The 20,189-nt window shown below is 39.4% G+C and carries 27 protein-coding genes; 6 read left to right on the top strand and 21 right to left on the bottom strand.

Annotated features, from left to right (window positions below; translation table 11 throughout):
- Positions 1-278: 278 nt before the first annotated feature.
- On the top strand, positions 279-845 hold the full coding sequence (locus ACR30L_RS03540) for a sigma-70 family RNA polymerase sigma factor (RefSeq protein WP_435236667.1): 567 nt from the start codon (positions 279-281) through the stop codon (positions 843-845).
- Positions 838-1,551 carry a DUF3379 family protein gene (locus tag ACR30L_RS03545; protein WP_435236668.1) on the top strand — a complete coding sequence of 238 codons (714 nt, stop codon included), beginning with the start codon at positions 838-840 and terminating at the stop codon, positions 1,549-1,551. Before ACR30L_RS03540 ends, ACR30L_RS03545 begins: the two co-directional genes overlap by 8 nt.
- 73 nt (positions 1,552-1,624) lie before the next feature.
- On the opposite strand, the gene ACR30L_RS03550 is transcribed toward ACR30L_RS03545, so the two are convergent.
- From ACR30L_RS03550 to rsxA, 12 genes are all read right to left on the bottom strand, one after another.
- Positions 1,625-2,191 (bottom strand): hypothetical protein, encoded by a 567-nt coding sequence (locus ACR30L_RS03550; protein ID WP_435236669.1) that lies wholly within the window; start codon positions 2,189-2,191, stop codon positions 1,625-1,627.
- Between the two features lie 510 nt (positions 2,192-2,701).
- The gene (locus ACR30L_RS03555) at positions 2,702-3,325 is read right to left on the bottom strand and encodes a nitrogen fixation protein NifQ (protein ID WP_435236670.1); all 624 of its coding nucleotides are present in this window, start codon (positions 3,323-3,325) and stop codon (positions 2,702-2,704) included.
- Between the two features lie 79 nt (positions 3,326-3,404).
- Entirely contained in the window at positions 3,405-3,941 is a 537-nt protein-coding gene (locus tag ACR30L_RS03560) for a flavodoxin (protein WP_435236671.1), read from the bottom strand.
- 244 nt (positions 3,942-4,185) lie between these two features.
- Positions 4,186-5,001, bottom strand: coding sequence for a 4Fe-4S dicluster domain-containing protein (locus tag ACR30L_RS03565; protein ID WP_435236672.1), 816 nt, complete (start codon positions 4,999-5,001; stop codon positions 4,186-4,188).
- Between the two features lie 60 nt (positions 5,002-5,061).
- On the bottom strand, positions 5,062-5,313 hold the full coding sequence (locus tag ACR30L_RS03570) for an ATP-binding protein (protein ID WP_435236673.1): 252 nt from the start codon (positions 5,311-5,313) through the stop codon (positions 5,062-5,064).
- A gap of 9 nt (positions 5,314-5,322) precedes the next feature.
- The gene (locus ACR30L_RS03575; RefSeq protein ID WP_435236674.1) at positions 5,323-5,589 is read right to left on the bottom strand and encodes an RnfH family protein; all 267 of its coding nucleotides are present in this window, start codon (positions 5,587-5,589) and stop codon (positions 5,323-5,325) included.
- A 35-nt stretch (positions 5,590-5,624) separates the two neighbouring features.
- Positions 5,625-6,305 carry an electron transport complex subunit E gene (locus tag ACR30L_RS03580; protein ID WP_435236675.1) on the bottom strand — a complete coding sequence of 227 codons (681 nt, stop codon included), beginning with the start codon at positions 6,303-6,305 and terminating at the stop codon, positions 5,625-5,627.
- 8 nt (positions 6,306-6,313) lie between these two features.
- Complete coding sequence (rsxG, locus tag ACR30L_RS03585) at positions 6,314-6,940, bottom strand: electron transport complex subunit RsxG (RefSeq protein ID WP_435236676.1); 627 nt, start codon at positions 6,938-6,940, stop codon at positions 6,314-6,316.
- Positions 6,937-7,914 (bottom strand): RnfABCDGE type electron transport complex subunit D, encoded by a 978-nt coding sequence (locus ACR30L_RS03590; protein ID WP_435236677.1) that lies wholly within the window; start codon positions 7,912-7,914, stop codon positions 6,937-6,939. The genes rsxG and ACR30L_RS03590 overlap by 4 nt, the downstream gene beginning before the upstream one ends.
- Before the next feature lie 2 nt (positions 7,915-7,916).
- Positions 7,917-9,413, bottom strand: a complete 1,497-nt coding sequence (rsxC, locus tag ACR30L_RS03595) for an electron transport complex subunit RsxC (protein ID WP_435236678.1) — start codon at positions 9,411-9,413, stop codon at positions 7,917-7,919.
- A 14-nt stretch (positions 9,414-9,427) separates the two neighbouring features.
- Complete coding sequence (locus ACR30L_RS03600) at positions 9,428-9,958, bottom strand: RnfABCDGE type electron transport complex subunit B (RefSeq protein ID WP_435236679.1); 531 nt, start codon at positions 9,956-9,958, stop codon at positions 9,428-9,430.
- Positions 9,959-9,970: 12 nt separating this feature from the next.
- Positions 9,971-10,546 carry an electron transport complex subunit RsxA gene (rsxA, locus tag ACR30L_RS03605; protein WP_435236680.1) on the bottom strand — a complete coding sequence of 192 codons (576 nt, stop codon included), beginning with the start codon at positions 10,544-10,546 and terminating at the stop codon, positions 9,971-9,973.
- 492 nt (positions 10,547-11,038) lie between these two features.
- On the opposite strand from rsxA, the gene nifA reads away from it, so the two are divergent.
- Positions 11,039-12,622 (top strand): nif-specific transcriptional activator NifA, encoded by a 1,584-nt coding sequence (nifA, locus tag ACR30L_RS03610; protein WP_435236681.1) that lies wholly within the window; start codon positions 11,039-11,041, stop codon positions 12,620-12,622.
- Between the two features lie 237 nt (positions 12,623-12,859).
- Positions 12,860-13,723 carry a hypothetical protein gene (locus tag ACR30L_RS03615; RefSeq protein ID WP_435236682.1) on the top strand — a complete coding sequence of 288 codons (864 nt, stop codon included), beginning with the start codon at positions 12,860-12,862 and terminating at the stop codon, positions 13,721-13,723.
- A gap of 5 nt (positions 13,724-13,728) precedes the next feature.
- Here ACR30L_RS03615 and ACR30L_RS03620 read toward each other — a convergent pair whose 3' ends face one another.
- Genes ACR30L_RS03620 through ACR30L_RS03630 form a run of 3 tightly spaced genes read right to left on the bottom strand, consistent with a single transcriptional unit; the run spans position 13,729 to position 14,986 of the window.
- Positions 13,729-14,244 carry an adenylate kinase gene (locus tag ACR30L_RS03620; protein WP_435236683.1) on the bottom strand — a complete coding sequence of 172 codons (516 nt, stop codon included), beginning with the start codon at positions 14,242-14,244 and terminating at the stop codon, positions 13,729-13,731.
- Positions 14,241-14,639 carry a hypothetical protein gene (locus tag ACR30L_RS03625; RefSeq protein ID WP_435236684.1) on the bottom strand — a complete coding sequence of 133 codons (399 nt, stop codon included), beginning with the start codon at positions 14,637-14,639 and terminating at the stop codon, positions 14,241-14,243. Before ACR30L_RS03625 ends, ACR30L_RS03620 begins: the two co-directional genes overlap by 4 nt.
- 17 nt (positions 14,640-14,656) lie before the next feature.
- Entirely contained in the window at positions 14,657-14,986 is a 330-nt protein-coding gene (locus ACR30L_RS03630; RefSeq protein ID WP_435236685.1) for a hypothetical protein, read from the bottom strand.
- Between the two features lie 474 nt (positions 14,987-15,460).
- On the opposite strand from ACR30L_RS03630, the gene ACR30L_RS03635 reads away from it, so the two are divergent.
- Positions 15,461-15,805, top strand: a complete 345-nt coding sequence (locus tag ACR30L_RS03635; protein ID WP_435236686.1) for a DUF3316 domain-containing protein — start codon at positions 15,461-15,463, stop codon at positions 15,803-15,805.
- A 163-nt stretch (positions 15,806-15,968) separates the two neighbouring features.
- Positions 15,969-16,319, top strand: a complete 351-nt coding sequence (locus ACR30L_RS03640; protein WP_435236687.1) for a DUF3316 domain-containing protein — start codon at positions 15,969-15,971, stop codon at positions 16,317-16,319.
- A gap of 63 nt (positions 16,320-16,382) precedes the next feature.
- Here the strand turns inward: ACR30L_RS03640 and ACR30L_RS03645 are convergent, their stop codons facing one another.
- From ACR30L_RS03645 to ACR30L_RS03670, 6 genes are all read right to left on the bottom strand, one after another.
- Entirely contained in the window at positions 16,383-16,700 is a 318-nt protein-coding gene (locus ACR30L_RS03645) for an antibiotic biosynthesis monooxygenase family protein (protein WP_435236688.1), read from the bottom strand.
- A gap of 9 nt (positions 16,701-16,709) precedes the next feature.
- On the bottom strand, positions 16,710-17,249 hold the full coding sequence (locus tag ACR30L_RS03650) for an RBBP9/YdeN family alpha/beta hydrolase (RefSeq protein ID WP_435236689.1): 540 nt from the start codon (positions 17,247-17,249) through the stop codon (positions 16,710-16,712).
- Between the two features lie 351 nt (positions 17,250-17,600).
- Positions 17,601-18,347, bottom strand: coding sequence for a spermidine synthase (locus ACR30L_RS03655; RefSeq protein ID WP_435236690.1), 747 nt, complete (start codon positions 18,345-18,347; stop codon positions 17,601-17,603).
- A gap of 125 nt (positions 18,348-18,472) precedes the next feature.
- Entirely contained in the window at positions 18,473-19,015 is a 543-nt protein-coding gene (locus tag ACR30L_RS03660; RefSeq protein WP_435236691.1) for a TrmH family RNA methyltransferase, read from the bottom strand.
- A 113-nt stretch (positions 19,016-19,128) separates the two neighbouring features.
- Positions 19,129-19,326, bottom strand: a complete 198-nt coding sequence (locus ACR30L_RS03665) for a hypothetical protein (protein WP_435236692.1) — start codon at positions 19,324-19,326, stop codon at positions 19,129-19,131.
- Between the two features lie 423 nt (positions 19,327-19,749).
- The gene (locus tag ACR30L_RS03670) at positions 19,750-20,154 is read right to left on the bottom strand and encodes a DNA/RNA non-specific endonuclease (RefSeq protein ID WP_435236693.1); all 405 of its coding nucleotides are present in this window, start codon (positions 20,152-20,154) and stop codon (positions 19,750-19,752) included.
- Positions 20,155-20,189: the final 35 nt, after the last annotated feature.

The raw sequence follows: 20,189 nt of genomic DNA on the forward strand, positions 1-20,189 counted from the left end.
CATATGTATTTTAAATATAATTTATATATTTATTTAATATTGTTTTAAAGCGACAAAACTTGTTTTTATTGAACAATCATTCAAAATGGTGATTATACTATAATGTAATGGTTAGTCTTATATTAGCGTGAATTATTTTCAAAAAAATAAATAAAATAATTAAATAACTTTATATTTTAATTTTATTTGTACAATCTTTATTTTTCAGGGGATTAGCAACAATTTCATGATAATAAAAAGAACAAAAATAGTGACAGAATTTTGTGGGATAAAAAAGAATGAATATATTTGCTCGAAAGCGAAATAAAAGTGCTGAGTCCTCGGTCTTTAAAGATATGAATAAAAAACAGAAACGATATGAAGCGCTTGTCAATGTTTATAGCCCAGATCTTTACCGATATGCCTATTGGATCTGCCGTGATCCGGACATTGCACAAGACTTAGTACAAGAAACTTGTCTTCGAGCTTGGAAGAGTTTGGACAGTCTATTAGATGATAAATCAGCTAAGGGGTGGTTGTTTATAATACTGCGCCGTGAAAATGCACGTCGATTTGAACGCAAGCAATTACAGATAGTTGATATTGAAGATCATGCTGTCGCTGACGAATATGATTCCTCTGCCGAAATGGAGAGTGAGTTGTTACGACGAAAAATTTTGACTTTGCCCGACGATTATAAAGATCCATTATTGCTGCAATTGGTTGCTGGATTTAGTACAGAAGAAATTGCGACGCAATTAGAGCTCAATAAAAATACCGTACTAACGCGATTATTCAGAGCAAAGAACCTATTAAAATCATCATTAACCACAGTAAGTAAAGAAAATGAGGCAGCACATGGATGATATTTTATTCCGTCATACCGCAATTGCGACACCGTGTGACAAAAGCAAAGAATTCCTAGACAGTGTCGAAACAAATGAACAAAACAAAGCATTAGTAAAAGAAGCAAAAGCATTTGATGCGCAACTTGAATCAATGTTAAAGGTACCTGTACCAGATAATTTAGCAGATAAAATTTTGTTAGAGCAAAGCTTTGCCATTGAAAATGATAAAAAATCCAGTAATCGTTGGCATATTGCCATTGCGGCATCGATTGCTTTTATTATTGGGATTAGCTTGCCATCGTTGAGCTCATTCACCCAATCGCCTTTAGATATGGGAACAGTGGCGATGGAGCATGTGATACATGAGTATTATATGACCTCTAAGATTGACGAAAAGGCGACTCTACCGATGATCAATGCAAAATTGGCCAGTTATGGTGGAGAGGTTAAATCAGAATTAGGTGAAGTGACCTTTGTTAATTTTTGTGACTTTAAAGGGACGCGAGCTTTACATATGGTGATGAAGGGGGAGATGGGACCTGTTACTGTCTTTGTCGTACCGGGTGATGCTGGGTTTGCTGAAAAAGCAGAATTTCATGATCAACATTTGAAAGGAATGACTGAAAAAATGGGTAAAGCCGATGTGGTGATTGTCGGTGAAATGGATGAGCCGCTTAATAAAGTTCAGCAAAAACTAAAAGAAAATATTGTTTGGAATATTTAGCTAATTAAACGATTTCCTTCTAGCCCCTTTGACTTAAAAATACCTAAGTGAAAGGGGCTTTTTTTTGGCTATTTTATTTTGTAAAAAAACCTTTCATCCATGCGCCTAAACCAATGCCTGCTTCGGCTGCACTGGCTGCATTATCTGCTTTCAATTCAGCTTTATTAGTCGGAATGGTGCGCACGAGTATTCCTGGCTCTTCGGGTTCAAAGATAAACCCATCTTGGGTTGTTTCCTGTTCTTCATAGCGCTCAATTAATAGGTCTAACAGTCTCATTAAGAAAGTATTACCCTGGTTAGTACCGCTATTATCAAAAACAGCGCCTTCTCCTAGGCCAATTTTTTTATACAGAGAACGAATCTGTTTTTTACGTTCACTCAGCTCGCGCCAGGTTAAATGGTTAACGTCTGTTTCAACGGCGGGGCCATTAATCCAGTAAATACCATCACGTCCGAAAATTATACCTCGGTGAAATTTTTTAAATGATGTACGCATGGCGGCCATCACATATTCATTATCAGGAATATCCATTGCAGCACGAGCATAGTGCTCCATTTCTTCTGGGACATTTGGATTGGCAATAATCACTTCGCCCTGATAGATCGTTAAGATCCTGACTACTTCTTGCAACATATCCATGCTGTTTTATTTCTCCTTAGTCTCATTTAAGTGATTATCTTACTTAGCTTTGCAGAGTATAGGAAGAATAGTTTGTATTATTAAAGGATGATTTAATGGGGAAGTTGAATGCATCTCTCAATCTGAGACATTAAGGTCGTTAAAATTTAGTGTGATATTAACAATATTTCAGCTTTCGTTTATACGTTAAAAGGTGTGCTTCATTATTGTTATACCCGTTACCAATCAAGATGCGTTTATCAGTCACTAGCTCGGATACCAAGGCAAGGCGTAACATGATGACCTTTCGAGCGATTAACTGCGTTAATCCTCTATCGGTAGATGTAAAAACAAGACTTTACATCTTTAATGGCTAGTCCTTATCGAATGTTAGTATATAACCTGAACGTATCCATAAAATAAATGGGTTTGGTTACGGATAAAGTGCTAACTATCATGGCCAACTTTTCATGTTGCTGCCGTTTTTTAGCCAAATATTTACGCTACTTTTTATTGTCCTTTTTATTTTTCTTAGGAAACAAAACATTCTCGATAAGATTGGCATTCTTGGCAACTTGGGGCGCGGCAAATATAGTCGCCACCTTGTTCGCATAATTGACGATAAAAGAAACGTTTCCAACGCATATTATCGGTATTAAGTGCGAATAATTCAGGAAAGTTATGATTAATTAGACTGCCCAAGTCTTTTCTTTCTTTTAAACCAAGACTTTCCCAGAGATGAAATTTGGTTAAACTTGCCGTTGCAATAATAACGGCCATTAATTGTGAAGAGGGATCTTGTTGATTTTGATATTGCGACAATAAATTGATTAGTTCATATCGTTCATCTGCTTTCATCGCAAATAGTTCACCACAAAATGCAGCGCGTTCACGAATAAATGTTGAATCTTGCTGATGCCATGCCTGTTCTAAGTTGAAAATTTGTTGGTCATTAATGGCTTTCTGTAGTGCTAAATATGTTTGATTATCTAGTCCAAGTCCATGGGGAAGGACAATTAAACCAGATAATTGAGCGCGCATTATTTGCTTGCAAAAACCAAGGTTTAAAGATGAATAGTGGATTGGTAATATTAAATTTTTAGACGAGTTTTCAGTCTGATCATCAATCCTATGATGGTGAAGTCCTTGTTCCATATTCATCTCCTTGAAAAGCGAGGGATGTCCTTAGGTTGCCTTGGTTTAGCGTATAATACCAATTTGACGACCAAATAGATTACAAACCGAGTTCCGGTTTAATGATATCTAACCAAGCAGTAAGTCGTTCATCAACTAAGCCTGATTGATTGTCTAAATCTAATACCAATCCGACAAATTCATCGCCATCTAATGCTGCCGAGTTATTAAATTCATAGCCGTTATTTGGCCAACGTCCAATCATGGTCGCGCCTGCAGCAGAGAAAATATCATAAAGTTCACCGAGAGCATCAACAAATTCATCGGGGTAACCTTCCTGATCACCTAGACCATAAAGCGCGATTGTTTTTCCACTGAAATCGGCTTCTTCAAGTGCATCTGCAATTTCTTCCCAGCTTTCGCTTTCACAGTCGACAGACAAACCTGGTAATTCACCTTCGCCAAGTGTTGGGGTGCCGATAATTAAGTTATCAAATGCAAGCAATTCATCAATTGAGCAACGATTGATATTAACCGGTTTCGCAACATCTTCACTGTCGAGCATTTTAAAGATTTGCTTTGCAATTTTACGTGTTTTACCTGTATCCGTTCCAAAAATGATGCCTGTTTTAGCCATGATCCTGCTCCTGTAGAAAATATGTGCTTATTGTTCATAACATATTGCAGGAATTATGCCTGCAATCTAGAGAGTGCATTTTTCATTTAACAATTTGTTTTTTATGGTTTTTATTTGTTTTTGTAGATAATTGTAATATTTGTGAATTGTGATGTTTGGTACAAGAAAGACAATTTTAATTAAATAATCAGCAGATTTGTACGAGATGGAACAATAGTACCAACGAGCCTCCGAAATAGGAGGCCTATGAAATCACAATGCCTTTACTGTTCAAGGTGATAGTCTCAATCGGTAGGATACATTTAGCTTGATGCATGGCTGTTTGAACGAGTTTTGTTAATCCGCCGCAACAGGGGACCTCCATTCTTAATACCGTGATGCTCTTTAATTTTCCATAACGAATCATTAAAGTGAGTTTTTCAATGTAAGTATCCTGATTTGTATCGAGTTTTGGGCAAGCAATGGCTAATTTCTTACCCGCTAAATACGTTTGATGGAAATCACCTGCAGCGAAGGCACTGCAATCCGACGCAAGCAGTAGGTCTGCTTGAGTGAAGTGAGGACTCGCTGGATTAATTAAGTGTAATTGAATCGGCCAATGGCTCAATTCGCTGTTGATATTGCCTGTGTTTTTTGGGGCGTTATCTAAGTTTTCATGCTTGTTACTAGGGCAGGATTGTTGCGGTTGGCTATTTTTTTTCCTGTTGTAAGTAGGAACGGGAATATTTTGCTCGATAAGAACCTGAATTGCAGTATTGAAATAATCGAGTTCATCGTGGTCAATCATATGTTGAAGATGCGCCTGAATAACATTTTCACCACCTTTAATAATATTCACCATGACTAGGCGTTCATCATAGGCAACGGCTTCTCGTTGTACAACTTGCATCGCACCCGTTGGGCATTCGCCAAGACAAGCGCCTAAACCATCACACATTAAGTCACTGATGAGACGGGCTTTATTGTCGATAATTTGCAACGCACCCTCGTGGCAGGCTGGAACACAATCGCCACATCCGGTACAAAGTTGTTCATCTATTTCAATAATATCTCGCTGCATTTATCCATCCTTTTAAATTGGGTGATTTAATTAAGAGATGACGGATATATATAGCGTTAGTTACACTAAGATAAGTGAGTCACTCTTAATCATGATCAATTGGTGATGAGAGGGTATTTCTTTACGTTGAACCATTTGTATTGCATTGGTTGGACAGTTTGTTACGCAGTTTCCGAAACCGATACAAATAAGATCGTTTACTAAATGTGCTTTACCGTTAATAAGTTGTAAGCCACCTTCGGTGCATTTTTCTAGGCAACCGCCACATCCGTCACAAAGATCGTTATTTATATTAATTAAATTGCGTAGCATTTTTCATCCTTAGTCATCATCATCATCATCGTCGTCGTCATCAATGACAACGCGAGTGGGTTCGTAAACCTCAACCCGATCACCTTCTTCGAGGGGTTGAGTATTCTTACAAACTTTCCCAAAAATACCAATTTTTAGTTTTTTTATGTCTAAATCTGGGAACTCGCTCAATAATTTTGAATGATGTATGGCTTGCTCAGCGGTAACGGGTGCCGCTAATTCGAATGCTTGACGAAAACTTTTACTACCAGCTGCATAGGCGACGCTTAATTTCATAATATTAATTCCTGTTTCTAATATCTATATTGAGATTATGGTTCAACATGACAGCCAGGTTGCTCTTTAGTTGGACGGTCTAAATATGTATCGAGTAAACGTTTTCCGGATAGAAGAATGCCTAACATAATAAATCCGCCGGAGGGGAGAATGACTAACAACATGCCGTCGTAGCCTGGAATAATCGTTAATTCCATAAATGAAAAACTATCGCCCAATAATAAACTGGCATTGGCAAACAACGTTCCACTCCCGACTATTTCTCGAAAACCGCCTAGCATGACAAGGGCAAAGGTAAAACCAACCCCTGTTGCGACACCATCAACCACGGCAGGAAACCAAGGATTTTTTGATGCATAGGATTCGGCTCGACCAAAAATGGCACAGTTAGTGACAATTAAAGGAATAAACAGACCCAATACTTTATGCAATTCGTGCAGCCATGCGTTCATCGCTAAATCGGCAATGGTAACTAAGGTTGCAATCAGTAAAATAAAGATAGGAATACGTACCTGTGGTGTTAACAATGGGCGTACTAATGACACTAATAGGCTTGAGAAAAGCATCACGCCAGTGGTAATTAGCCCTAATCCTAAGCCATTGGTTGCGCCACTGGTAACGGCTAATAACGGACAAAGCGCTAACATTTGCGCAAAGACTACATTGTTGGTCCATAGGTTACTGGTGATGACTTCTTTATAGTTGTACTTTTCCATGTTCACCTCTATTCACTGATACTTTTTTCTAAGAAAAAATCTTGGTTGGCTTTAAATAATTGCAAGGTTTCATGTACACCTTTTACAACGGCTCTAGGTGTAATTGTGGCCCCCGTGAAAGCATCAAATTGACCGCCATCTTTTTTGACCGCCCAACCGGTTTGATTTGGATTGGTCAAAGATAAATGCGCAAAGCTTAAGATCCAATCGGATTTGGCCAACTCTATTTTATCGCCTAAACCAGGGGTTTCCGTATGGCTGAGCACACGTACGCCGCCCAATGAACCATCCGCTTTGATGGCGACCAGTAGGGCGATATCACCGGAATAACCCACGGTGTGAGTAAATAAGATCACAGCACTCACATGACCGTTCAATCGCGCGCGGTAAAATGCGTAATCTTGTCCATCAATGACTTTGTTATATTTTTGATCCAAGGGGTGATTATCGTAAACATCGGCCTCTAACACTTGATTAAGCTGTTCGGTTAATGCTTCACGTTGTCTATCTGCAATCGGCTGCTCGGTGATATTGTTCGTGATTAACAATAAGCTACACACCAATAATGACACTGCGCCCATTAATATCGCGGGATAGGCAATTGTCTGTTTTATCTTATCGGGAACTAAGCTCATTTACCTTCTCCATATGTATGCTGTTTACAGGTACTTTCAATTAACGGACTAACTGCATTCATTAATAAAATGGCAAAGGCAACGCCCTCTGGATAAGAACCGTAAACACGAATAATAAAGATTAATAAACCACAACCTAAACCATATACCACGCGACCCTTAGGCGTTGTTGGGCCAGTGACCGGATCAGTAGCAATAAAGAAAGCCGCAAGGAGTAAGCCTCCGCTCGACAGTTGTGCCAGTGGTGCAAGGACAACATCGGGAGAAAAGAACCATGCGATGCTCGCGGGAATAATACAACCGAGGATAACGCTTACTGAAATACGCCAATCAATCACATCTTTATAGATCATCCATAACCCTCCCAAAGTTAATAAAATGGGAGACTCCCCTAAGCTACCTGGGCTAATGCCAAATAGCATGGGTAATAAATTAAGCGTGACTAAACTACTGCCCGTTTCCATAACCGAACCCAATGTAGTTGCGCCGGTAAAGGCATCGGCAATATCGTTAAATCCAGGGAAGGGTGGCAAGACTAAATCAGGTGCTGGCCAATCGGTCATTTCTACGGGGAATGAAATCAGTAAAACAACCCGTGCTAACATGGCAGGATTAAATAAATTTTGGCCTAATCCACCATAAACTTGTTTACCTAGGGTGACTGCGATAGCCGCACCGAGTGCGCCCAAATACCAAGGAAAATGAGGCGGTAAACTCATCACCAATAACAGAACGGTGACAATGGTGCTGCAATCGCCTAGGCTACCCATTGGTTTCGCTTGGCATTTTTGGCAAAGCCATTCGGTGAGTAATCCCGCAATTAACGAGGCAACAACTAACATTAATGCCTGTTCACCAAAGAGATATAAACCGACTAATAGTGCTGGAAATAAACCGATGATCACCTGACGCATCAGTCGGTTGACGGTCATGCCGGAATGAATATGCGGTGCGCTTAATAATATTGTTGGCATGTTTAGACCTCCTGTGTCGTTTTGCTTGTATTTCGTGTCGATTTACGGGGTTCACGTTTTCTTGAACCTGATGCTCTTGCTGCTTTCTTAGCGGCTTTGGCTGCGGCTTTTTGTTCCGCTTCTTTTTCTAATCGAGCGGTGCGTTGGATATTTAATTCGCGTGCTAACTGGGCTTTATTTTCCATTTTTTTCTGGCGATTTAACTCGCCGTTTGCATAGGAAAAGTATTGAGTTAACGGTAATGAAGCGGGACAAATAAAGGCACATGAGCCACACATTAAACAGCTTTTTAAGCCTTGATCTAGTGCACCTTCCAGGTCATCATTTTCAATTAATTGAGACATGGCATTGGGTAATAATCCCATTGGACAAGCTGCAACACAGCGTCCACAACTGACACACGGACTGTTTGCCGTTTGCGGTAATTCATTCTCTTCTAAAAATAAGATCCCGCTGGTGCCTTTCATTATGGGGGAATGGATATTGGTAATGGTATGGCCCATCATTGGTCCACCGACAATAATGCGTGCGGCAGATGTTTTTAAGCCTCCGCAGTTGGCCAGTAGCTCTGAAATTAAAGTCCCAATTGGCGCTTCTACATTCATCGGTTTTTCTAACGCGCCACCACTCAATGTGACGACTCGATGTGTCATCGGATGACCATAACGGACTGCAGAATAGATAGCGGCACAGGTAGCAACATTTTGTACAAAGACACCGGCATCGGTTGAACGTTTGCCCTTGGGCACTTCAATCTGACAGAGTGCTTGAATAAATTGTTTTGCGGAGCCCATCGGATAATGGGTAGGTAGTTTTCTGACTTCGATATTATCATCTTCGCTGGTGGCATCGGTCAGGATTTGAAATGCATCTGGCTTATTATCTTCGATGCCGATAATAGCGCGCTTAGCACCACTTGCTTCGATCAGATAGCGAATGCCTCCGACAACTTGGACACATTTTTCCTGCATCACAAGGTCATCACAGGTTAAATAGGGTTCACATTCACAGCCATTAATAAGGAGATTGTCGATTTGTTTATTGAGTGTCGATCGTAACTTTGTTGCTGCGGGAAATACCGCTCCGCCCATGCCAACAATACCCGCATCGCCAATAATATCGATTAATTCAGCGCGAGAGCTGTAGCTCGTGTTAATTTTAATCTCATCGAGGTGTGGGCCGGTATCGCAAATAAGATGGATCATTTCCTGTTGAGCACCGCCGGGAATCGCTGCGTTGTGCAAGGCTATTTTTTCTATTGTTCCTGATTGTGGTGCATGAATGTTTGCGCTCCCCCCTTGGCCACTTGCTAACAATTGACCGGCATGCACGGTTTCTCCGGCTTTAACTATGGGTTTCGCCGGTGAGCCGGAATGTTGTTTAAGGGCGATAAAGAGTCTTTTGGGGGCGGGAATACTCAAAATATCACTGTTGTTACTCAGTTGCTTTTGCCCAACAGGGTGAACACCGCCCTTAATTAACTTTTTAGAAAAAATCATTTGGCTTACCTCTTTTAGCTTATTACGGGTTTAGGCCATGCCCAATCATCGTTAAAAATAGGGTCGGTTTTATAGCTAAACGCATCCTGCGGGCAAACCGAAACGCACATGCCACAACCAGTACACACATCCGTCAATACACCATGTAATTGTTTATTGGCCCCGACAATGGCATCAAAGGGACATTTTTTAGCGCAACGCGTACAGCCATCGCAAATTTCAGGATCGATTTCGACCACTTGAGGGAGTTCTTTTTCATCTGAGCTTGCCGTCAGTGGTACATTTAATAATGTTGATAATTTGAGTGCCAGTGCTTGTCCACCCGGTGGGCAGCAATCTGGTCCTAACTTTCCTTCACTCATTGCAATTGCAGCCTGGGCACAACCGGGAAAACCACATTGTCCACATTGACCATTAGGGAGAAGATCACTGATCTTATCGACAATCGGATCCTTTTCGACTGCAAGGAAACGCGATGCAAAACTAAGCGCTAATCCCATTAGTGTTGCAAGCAGTGGTAAGCTTAATAAATTAATAATATCCATGTGTTACTGCTCCTAAGCGAGTCCGGCAAAACCGGAGAATGCCATGGCAAGAATGCCGGCGGTAATAAATCCAATCGGTGCGCCTTCCATCATGGCGGGAATGCGACACAACGCCATTCGTTCTCTTAAGCCAGCAAAAATAACGATAACCAAGGTAAACCCCATGGCCGAACCAAAGCCATATATTAATGCCCCTAAAAAATCTAATTCTTCACGAATGGTTAATAATGCCACCCCAAGAACCGCACAATTGGTTGTAATAAGTGGAAGGAAAATACCTAATACACGATGTAACTCTGGGCTTTGATAAGCGACCATCATTTCGGTGAGCTGTACGAGAACGGCAATCACCAAAATAAAACTTAATAAGCGTAAAAAGCCCAAGTTTAAAGGGATAAGTAAGTAATGCTCTAATATCCAAGCCGCTGCACAGGAAAGCGTGAGTACAAAGGTGGTGGCTAATCCCATTCCAAAGGCGGCGCCGACTTTATTGGATACCCCCATAAATGGACACAGTCCTAAAAACTGTGCAAGTACAACGTTATTTACCAAACTCGTGGTCAATAAAATTAAAAGGTATTGACTCATTTTTATGCTCCTTTAAAGCGACGGCTGTGATTTCTCTCGGGTCTACTTACACATTAAATAAGCTATTTATGAGAGGTTGATTAATGGGTATTGCGATAAATATGCCAATAATTGGTTTTTAATTTGATGCACTAACATGACGCTTTTTGGCGAAAGTTGCACTATAAAGACGCGCGGAAAGTAAGGATAAATGACCGTTAAAGTGTGATAAAGAGCACATTGTTTGTCTTAGATCATATATTGTATTATTTATAATTATTAATAAAGCCATGATGTTTTTTTGGTACATAAGTTGCCTGATTTTAATTGTAATAGTTATTTTTCAAGCAGATGAAGTAGATAAGACAAATTGTTTCATTTATGACAACACAACAACTTCACTAGCAATAGCTATGTAACCTTCTCTACTAAATCGATTTTTAACCAGTAGTAAGGTTATTGATCAAGTGGACGAATAATAAAAACCTCGGATGGTTTTAAGTGGGAATGTTTATGACAGAATCAGATAATTACTCTCGACAAAGTTTTGATGCAGAGCAACAACTAAAGGCCTTACATCAAATTAGCGTAATTCTCAGCCAAACATTAAATATGGAAGAAACATTACAACAGATGTTAGGTTGTCTGCATGAATTAGCTGGATTGCAATATGGCATGGTCACTTTATACAACGAAGATAAACAGGGCATGTTAATTCAAGCATTATATGGCGCTGCGCCTGAAGTGATTCATGATGCCTCAAAAATTAAATACCGAATTAATGAAGGGATCCTTGGAAATGTGCAAGCGAAAGGGACCACGCAGGTTATTATCAAAGTCTCGGAAGATCCGCGTTTTTTAGACAGACTAAGTTTGTATGATTATGATTTACCTTTGATTTGTGTTCCCTTGGGGAGAAATTCAGAGCACTCTGGTGTTATTGTTGCCCAGCCAATGAGTGCCGATTTAAGTGAATTAGCGGCGCGAACACGATTTTTAGAAATGGTCGCAAACCTTATTTTACAAACATTGCGTTTGTCTAATTCGGTGCAAAAGGAAAAACAAGAATTACAAAACAAAAATGACCACCTTCAATTAAAAGCAAATCAACAACATAACTACGGTTCAATTGTTGGTAACACCGCCGCAATGCGACAAATATTTGAAATGATCCATCAGGTGGCGAAATTTGATACCACGGTATTAGTCCGTGGTGAAAGCGGGACGGGTAAAGAGCTTATTGCTGGGGCGATTGCCTATAACTCACCACGGGTGAATGCGCCTTTTATTAAGTTAAATTGTGCTGCGTTACCGGATAATTTATTAGAAAGTGAGCTTTTTGGCCATGAAAAAGGCGCCTTTACGGGGGCGGTGAAAATGCGAAAAGGGCGTTTTGAATTAGCCGATGGCGGGACATTATTTCTCGACGAAATAGGTGAAATCAGTGCAAGCTTTCAAGCTAAATTATTGCGAGTACTTCAGGAAGGTGAATTTGAGCGGGTAGGGGGGCATGAAACTATTCGTGTCGATGTACGCATTATTGCTGCGACTAATCGGCCCCTAGAGCAAGAAGTGCAAAATGGAAACTTCCGTCAGGATTTGTATTACCGCTTAAATGTCATGCCGATTCATTTACCACCATTACGTGAGAAGTTGGAAGATCTGCCCGATTTAGCGAAATTCCTAGTGAAAAAACTGGCTAAGCATCAGGGGCGTACACTAAAAATAAGTGATGGCGCAATACGATTATTAATGGGGCATAACTGGCCTGGGAATATTCGAGAACTTGAAAACTGTTTAGAACGTGCATCGGTTATGAGTGAATCGGGATTAATTGACCGCGATGTCGTGATGATTAATCAAGGTTCAATGATGTCATCGAGTCAGGTCTATCAACAGGAAGCCAGTCCGAGCATGATTCAAACTACCACGTCCTTGGCGAATGACAATGCCGATTTAGATGAACGCCAACGGGTGATTAACGCACTTGAACAATCGGGATGGGTACAAGCGAAAGCCGCGCGACTTCTTGGTATGAGCCCAAGGCAAATCGCATATCGTATTCAAACCATGAATATTCACGTTCGTCGAATTTAATCAGTCTTAATTGCTTATGACCCGTGAGTAAGGCGGAGGCAATTATTTTTGTTGGTGTGACTTCTTGATATTATCCGTGAGATCTTTAACTTTATGTCAAGATCTCACGGATTTTTCATTTTTGTAGATAAAATGGTATATCTAACAAATCATTAACTGAGATCAACATCTTCTGTTCAAATTCATATTAACTTGCACGCGTTTTAATCTTTTATTATTCCTAAATGGAACAAGTACATGAAAATAGTATGCCAGACGGTATTATTAGTGCTGACATTATTTCCCGGATACTTGTTCGCTACTGATCATATTCGTTTTGAAAAAGGTCAGTCCTCGATAGATATTCGCAATTCTTATAAAGAATCACTGATCAAATTAGCGTTAGATGTAACGGTGGCTGATTTCGGCCCGTATTTATTTAGCACCGACGCGCCTATCATGAACGCACTTCAGGCGCGTAAGCAATTAAAAAACGGCGGACACCTAGTTAATGTTTTTATTGCCGTGACCAATCATGATTGGGAAAGTGAAACCATTGCGATAAAAATTCCAGTGCGTAAAGGGTTATTGAATTACCGTTTATTATTAATTCATAATGAAAGTGCGCCATTATTTGCTCCTATTCAAACGATTGAGCAATTAAAAGCGTTCAATGCGGGATTATTGTTTGGTTGGTCAATCACCTCGGTGATGGAAGAAATAGGGTTTAAAGTTAAAAGAGGTAGCGATTATAATGGGCTGTTTCGTATGCTAGATGTACGACGGTTTGATTTTCTACTGCGTGGCGTGAATGAAATATTTGGTGAATTGGCGCAACGAAAAGATATTCTCAAACATGTCATAATTGAACCGCATCTTGCGCTTTATATTCCCGGTGCTAGTTATATTTTTGTATCACCTAAGTATCCGCGTATCGCTGAACGTTTGCGGGTTGGCCTTGAGAGACTTATTGCCGATGGGCGGTTTGATACTTTGTTTCATCAGTACTTTGATGATGCAATTGAACGGGCGAAGTTAAACGAAAGGCATATTATAAAACTGGACATGTATTCTTCACAGGTGACGCTACCAAGTGGTGATGATCTTTGGTTTACACCTTGAATTCATTAAGGGCATTTATCAAGGTAATCGTTAACCTGGCTTTGTCCCTTTAGTTCAATAATATTAAGGTGTTGATGATTAAGTAATTCGGCATATTCAGTTTGTTTTTTATGGTAGGTTTTCAATACCCACAAGATGATTGAATCTCGGCTGAGAAATGTTTTTTGAAAAGACTCAACGTTATCGGAGAACAGTTTTTTTCGCGTGATAATTCTGGATATGGAGCGTGTGATTGCCCGATATAAAACGACATGAAAGGGATGATTTAACCAGATTATTTGTGTTGCTCTAGGCCAAGTAATATCTCGTACCTTCGAATAGTTTCCATCCATAACCCAAGTATCTGCTAAGGTCGCTTGATCAACTAATTGTATAAATTCTTGGTCAGATCGCTCCTGCCAATTCGGTAGCCAATGGAATTGATCTAATTCGATATACTTAATCTTATATTTTTCAGCTAACTGTTGTGAAAATGTTGACTTGCCACTGCAGCTTGACCCGATAACGATAATGCGTGTCATTGTTTAAATGCGAGTTTTTCAACTTGCTTATCAAATAAGGGGGTGTATTTATCTGAATAAGATTTAGCAATATTTATCCACTGAAGGCCGGTTTCATCATGATGGGAAAATTGAATTTGTAAGGCAAATTTAGCACAACGAAATAGAGAGAAAATAAACCCTAGTATACTGAGTATGAATGCTAATATAATAAATAGGGGCGGTACGGAACCAACAATATTAATGGCTAGCCATGTTGGACCAGAAAAGATAAAAAGCCAAAAAATAATTTGGCCTATATTATTCGTGAGTGTTAGCTTTTGGAGCCTCGCATTCTTAATTTTAGATAATGGGTATTTATCTTTTTTCACATAAAAGTAACCATTCTTAATATTGAAATCACTTTCTTTAAACATGCTTTTTCTCTTATTTATTATCCAAGGAGTGCGAAACCAAGCGCACCTGCAAGTAGTACGAAACCAAATTGTACGGCAATACTGATTAGCGCGAGCACAAAGCCTGTCAGTGTACTGGTTTTAAATAACCAGCCAAAGAAAGCCCCGGTGAGAATCAGTGCAACAATACTTGCAATTAAACCTTCTCCAAGAAAAGCTCCCGCAATACCATTAGCAACAATCGAAAGAATCACCGCAATAAAACAGGTTCCGATAGTTGCGCCATCTATTTTCATTAGATTCGCCGCAACCTTTATCGAGCCAACGGTAAATATGAAAAGAACTAAAAGAAAAATAATAATACCCATGAGATACCTATTGCCTATCAAGATGCATTTTCAGTCACTCTTTTAGATGCCAATACAAGGCATAACATTTTATCTGGAGAGACTAACTGGATTAATCCACGATTGGTCGATATAAAAATATGTACTGATTTAACCCTTAGATCTTCAACATTATACCTAGCACCTGTTTAACTCTCAGGTTACTGGTTAGGTACACATTTCTATGTATTAATAGGCTAAATCACGTGTATTAGTCAGTATCCCATAAACTAAATACTTATCAAGTAATTATCATTAAAATGAGAAGGGGAATAGGAGATTAGCAATAGAGCTGAAATGATGCTCTTCAATCTATTTTTACAGAATGACAAAAGTGTCATGTTTTTGTTGGTTTTAGGTCATTAGTGTTCGCGTATTCTATATCCATAGCAAAGAGGCTTGATTGAAAAAAGTTTCTAACGCAATTATTAACTAATTTATTAAAGGATACATATTATGAACTTCACTAAAACAGCCGTTATCGCTTCTGCAATGTTAGCACTAAGCACGCAAGTATTTGCAAACAACATGGATACCATGCATGCAACGAAAGTATTACAAACAAAAGATGTGGCAACTAAAGTAGCGGCTTACGATTTAGCTTTTGACCAATTAGAAACGTTACAAGCAGATTCGCCTTCTCAGCTAAATCGAGCGCTTGGACATATGGCACCTGATTCTCGTAGCCTTTCATTAGAAGACGGAAGCTATATTACCGTTGCGGAAAAAATGAATGCAAATGGCAATACAAGTTACACCGGTTTAGTGAATGTTAATTATTCTTACCAAGTAAACGATTAATACACACTATTTTGAAAAGTAACGGGTATATATGACAAAAGTGTCATGTTGTTGTTGGTATTAGGTCATTAGCATTCGCGTATTCTAATACCATAGCAAAGAGGCTTAATAGAAATAAGTCACTGACTAAATAATGAAATGAACGATCAAAAGGGGATATATTATGAACTTCACAAAAGCAGCCGTTATCGCATCAACAATGTTAGCGCTAAGCTCACAGGCATTTGCAAACAGTACTTCGACTGACACAATGCATTCAACTAAAGTGTTAGAAACAGAAAATGTAGCGACTAAAGCCGTGGCTTACGATTTAGCTTTTGACCAATTAGAAGCCCTACGAGCTGACTCTGCTGCTCAGTTAAATAGAGATCTTGGCCATATTGCGCCTGATTCTCGTAGCCTTACACTAGAAGATGGTAGCTATATTACGGTTGCAGAAAGAATGAATGCAAATGGTGATACAAGCTACACAGGGTTAGTGAATGTTAAATTTAGCTACGATATGCAAGATTAGTGTTTGTGCTTCACGTTTAATAGATGATGATTAAAAAGTAACGCTTGTCGTTACTTTTTTATTTTATATCCCGTAATCTTTTTCCACCTTTGTAATACGTACCTTAAACGATGAATACCAAGTGTGATGGCCTTTTTGCTGCGCCTCTAAATGCTCACTGTTCATTTTCCAATGTTTAATCGCATCTAAGCTGTCCCAATAAGAAACCGTAATGCCCACTTCTTCGCGCGCTGATTCCATGCCTAAAAATCCAGGCTGCTTTATTGCGAGTTCAACCATTCGCTCTGCCATTTTATTATAACTCGGATCGGTTTTTGTTCGTATTGAAGTGAATATTACGGCGTAGTAGGGCGGCTTAGGTGTATTCGCGATATTGGCCATTTCATAATCCTAATGAGTTAACGAATCAATAAATTGAGTAAGCTGTTTTTTACCTTCCGGCCAATCGCCGATTTTAGAGCTAATATTAATATGCCCTAGATCTCCCATATTGATGATGTCACTTCCCCAATGTGCAGCAAAATATTCTGCACGTTCAAAGGTAGAGTAGGGATCGTTGGTGCTGGATAACATTCTACTTGGGAAAGGCAGTTTTGCTAAAGGTGGCTGTTGATAACCAGAAATTGCAGTGGGAAAATGTGGGTCATTCACATCGGGAACTGCAACAATTAATGCGCCTATTATATTAGCGGAATATTGTTTTGCCCACTCAATGACAGTACTACCGCCTAAGCTATGTGTGATAAATAAAATAGGGCCTGAAATCGATTGTACCAATGTATTGAGTGTGTCAACCCAGTCTTCACGATTTGGACTATCCCAATTATCTTGCTCAACCCAATGACTGCCAATTAATTGTTTATGCCATAGATCTTGCCAATGTCCATCGGTTGAATTTCCATAACCAGAAACAAAAATGGTCGTAAACATATAATCCTCTCTTTTGGTTTTTACTATTTGTGGGGCTGGTGGTTCTATTTATCCTGCCGCTCAGGGTGATAAAATGACTTAAGATTTAAAATAATCTGAATCGATTAAAGATTGCGTTTTTGAGTCGCAGGGTAAAATTGATCCCCAACCTTTGGTGATTTGATTGCACAACGTGGTAATCGAAAACAATAAATACAGACATGGTTAAGACGCTTAATCATCATAATTTATAAAATATAAAGTAATACGCGTATTTTATCTATTTTTATCTTATTCAATAGAAAGTGGCATTTGGGAATTTATACCGCTTATCAATCAAAATACTGATTTTTTCATCTTGAATGGCAATCGCTATATTAACAATTTAGCATAGCGTCCTACTGGAACATTAATCTTCTCTTGTAGGGATGTAACACGCGTTAATAGCGCTTCCTGCGTTATATTCGGAATCGTATTTTTGAATGCAAAGACAATGGTATTACCGCCTTCAATCGTAAAACGGTGGAGTTGATTGTTAAATACGCGAGCAAGTAACACATCAAATTCTTGTTTTAATTGTGATTCGGTATGACAGATATTAAGTACTAATACGCCCTGTTCATTGAGTGCTGCTTTGCAATGTTGTAAATAAGCGGCTTGTATTTGTTTGGTTTCCATTCCCTCTGCACTGTATAAGTCCGAGAAAATGATATCGCTTTTTGTTTTGGTGCTTTTAATATAATTGACAGCATCATCAATATGAATGGTCAGACGATGTGTTTCAGGGAGTTCGAAATATTGTTTAGCAAAGGTTGCAACAGCAGCTCGGTATTCAATGGCATGAAGGGTTAAATCAGTAAAATGCTTAAGTAATGTTTTTGCGAGAGAACCCGCGCCTAATCCCATGATCGTCGCTGTTTTGAGGTGTGGGGTAAAAATTAGCCCCATTATCATTGCTTGTGTATAACCCAGATTTAGCCCATTGATATTATTGAGCTTCATGCAACTTTGGTATATTTTTCCATCAAAGCTAAGGACACGGCTATTTTTGGTTTGATAAACATAAATGGGGCCATGTTCATCGGTAGTTGATGCAATACAAGTGCCTTGGATATCCATGGTATTTCATACCTTTTGATAATAATTAAGGTATTGTACCTGATACCTGTCGTAATAATTAGCGGATGCCAACAGATAGTTACTGAACATACCGAGTGCCAATATTAACTATTAACTATTCGATATTACGATTGACGACGAAGTTGATTTGCACATTGTGCGAGTACAATTGCACCTGCCGTTGAAACATTCAGAGAATTACCCATACCAAACATAGGAATATGAATGTGATAATCACTTAATGCTAATGCCGCTTCACTAACGCCTTTACGTTCATTACCAAGCACCAACACACAGGGCGATTGATAACTGACTTCATTGTAATCTAAGGAATCATGGCATAGCTCGACGCTGTAAATAGTGTAATTGTCATCTTTTAATTGTTGCAAGCTGTCCGTGGTGCTATCACTGTATTCAACCTTTACCCATTTTGCTTCATTGCGAGAAGCTTTTTTCAACTTCTTGTCCGAAATAGTCAATTCACCACAGGCGATAATTTTTTCAATGGCAAAGGCATCGGCTAAGCGAATAAATGCACCGACGTTGTAACTATTCGTGACATGATCTAATACCAATACTAACGGTGTTTTCGGCTGAGTGAGATATTCGTTTCGAGTGGGTTTATGGGTGCGGAATTCTTCTTTACTAAGTTGAATTTTCTGTGGCATGAATCGTTATCTTATTATTTTTCATTGCAATTAGGATGGCTAACGATTCTATCATTTTGTGGATAGGATAACCGCTTCGATTATCCGATTTCTTCTTTTAACCACATAATTTGTTAAACATCACGAACTCGACTGGCAAATTCCAAGAACTCATCGTGTGGAATAATACGGCGACGCGCCTTAAATTTGTCCGATTGTGCATCTTCTCGATTGAATACAACACCTTGCTCGAGGCTTTCTTCATCACTATTAACTGGTGCTGCAAAACCTTCTGGCCCTTCATTGATGCCTTCGCGTGGATAAAAATACAAGGGATTACTATTAAATAATGCCTCATCGAATTCAAGCCCCGTTAACTGTTCAATTTCAGTGATCGTGACCTGATAATTTTTAATATCAATGGTATTTTGTCCGCGTTTATCAAGCAGAAATTGCGCGTCTTGATAAAGAATATATACCCGTTACCATTCAAGATGCGTTTATCAGTCACTAGCTCGGACACCAAGGCAAGGCGTAACATGATGACCTTTCGAGCGATTAACTGCGTTAATCCTCTATCGGTAGATGTAAAAACAAGACTTTACATCTTTAATGGCTAGTCCTTATCGAATGTTATAACGCAGTATTGGTGTTCGAGCTAATGACCCGTAGGGCAAGACGAGAGGCAAACATCTTCGTTGTTATAAAGTCTCGATTTAACCCGTTAGATCTTCACCTTTATGCCTAGAATCTGCTCACCTCTCGTCTTGCTGATTTCTGCATCTTGAATGGTAACGGGTATAAGTACTTCCCCAAGTAACGGCACTGCGTCGTGTTAAATGTCCGCGATCCCAAGGGTTATGTTTGTAAGCCGCTGGACCAACTTGATTTTCTAGGCCGATCCGAGGATCAACAAACCAATTTCGGCCGGAAACCTGTTGATAGTCTTTCTGGTCTAAATTTGCTGCCGACACTAATGCCTGATTATTAAACTTACTCATAATCACTGAAAAATGGATGTAATCAATAATATGTCCCGTGTCCTTATTGTCAGAGACATAGAGAATATCATCTTCGATTTCTAGGCTTGCTTTGGGAATCGCAATAGCTATATCTTCTCCTAAAAAGTTAGGATCATAACCTGTTCTTAGATCTGTCATTGTTGATTTTCCTTACCACGTTAATAAGTGAAGTC

This window comes from Psychromonas saccharinae, from assembly GCF_051201515.1.
In the GTDB taxonomy this organism is placed as follows: domain Bacteria; phylum Pseudomonadota; class Gammaproteobacteria; order Enterobacterales; family Psychromonadaceae; genus Psychromonas.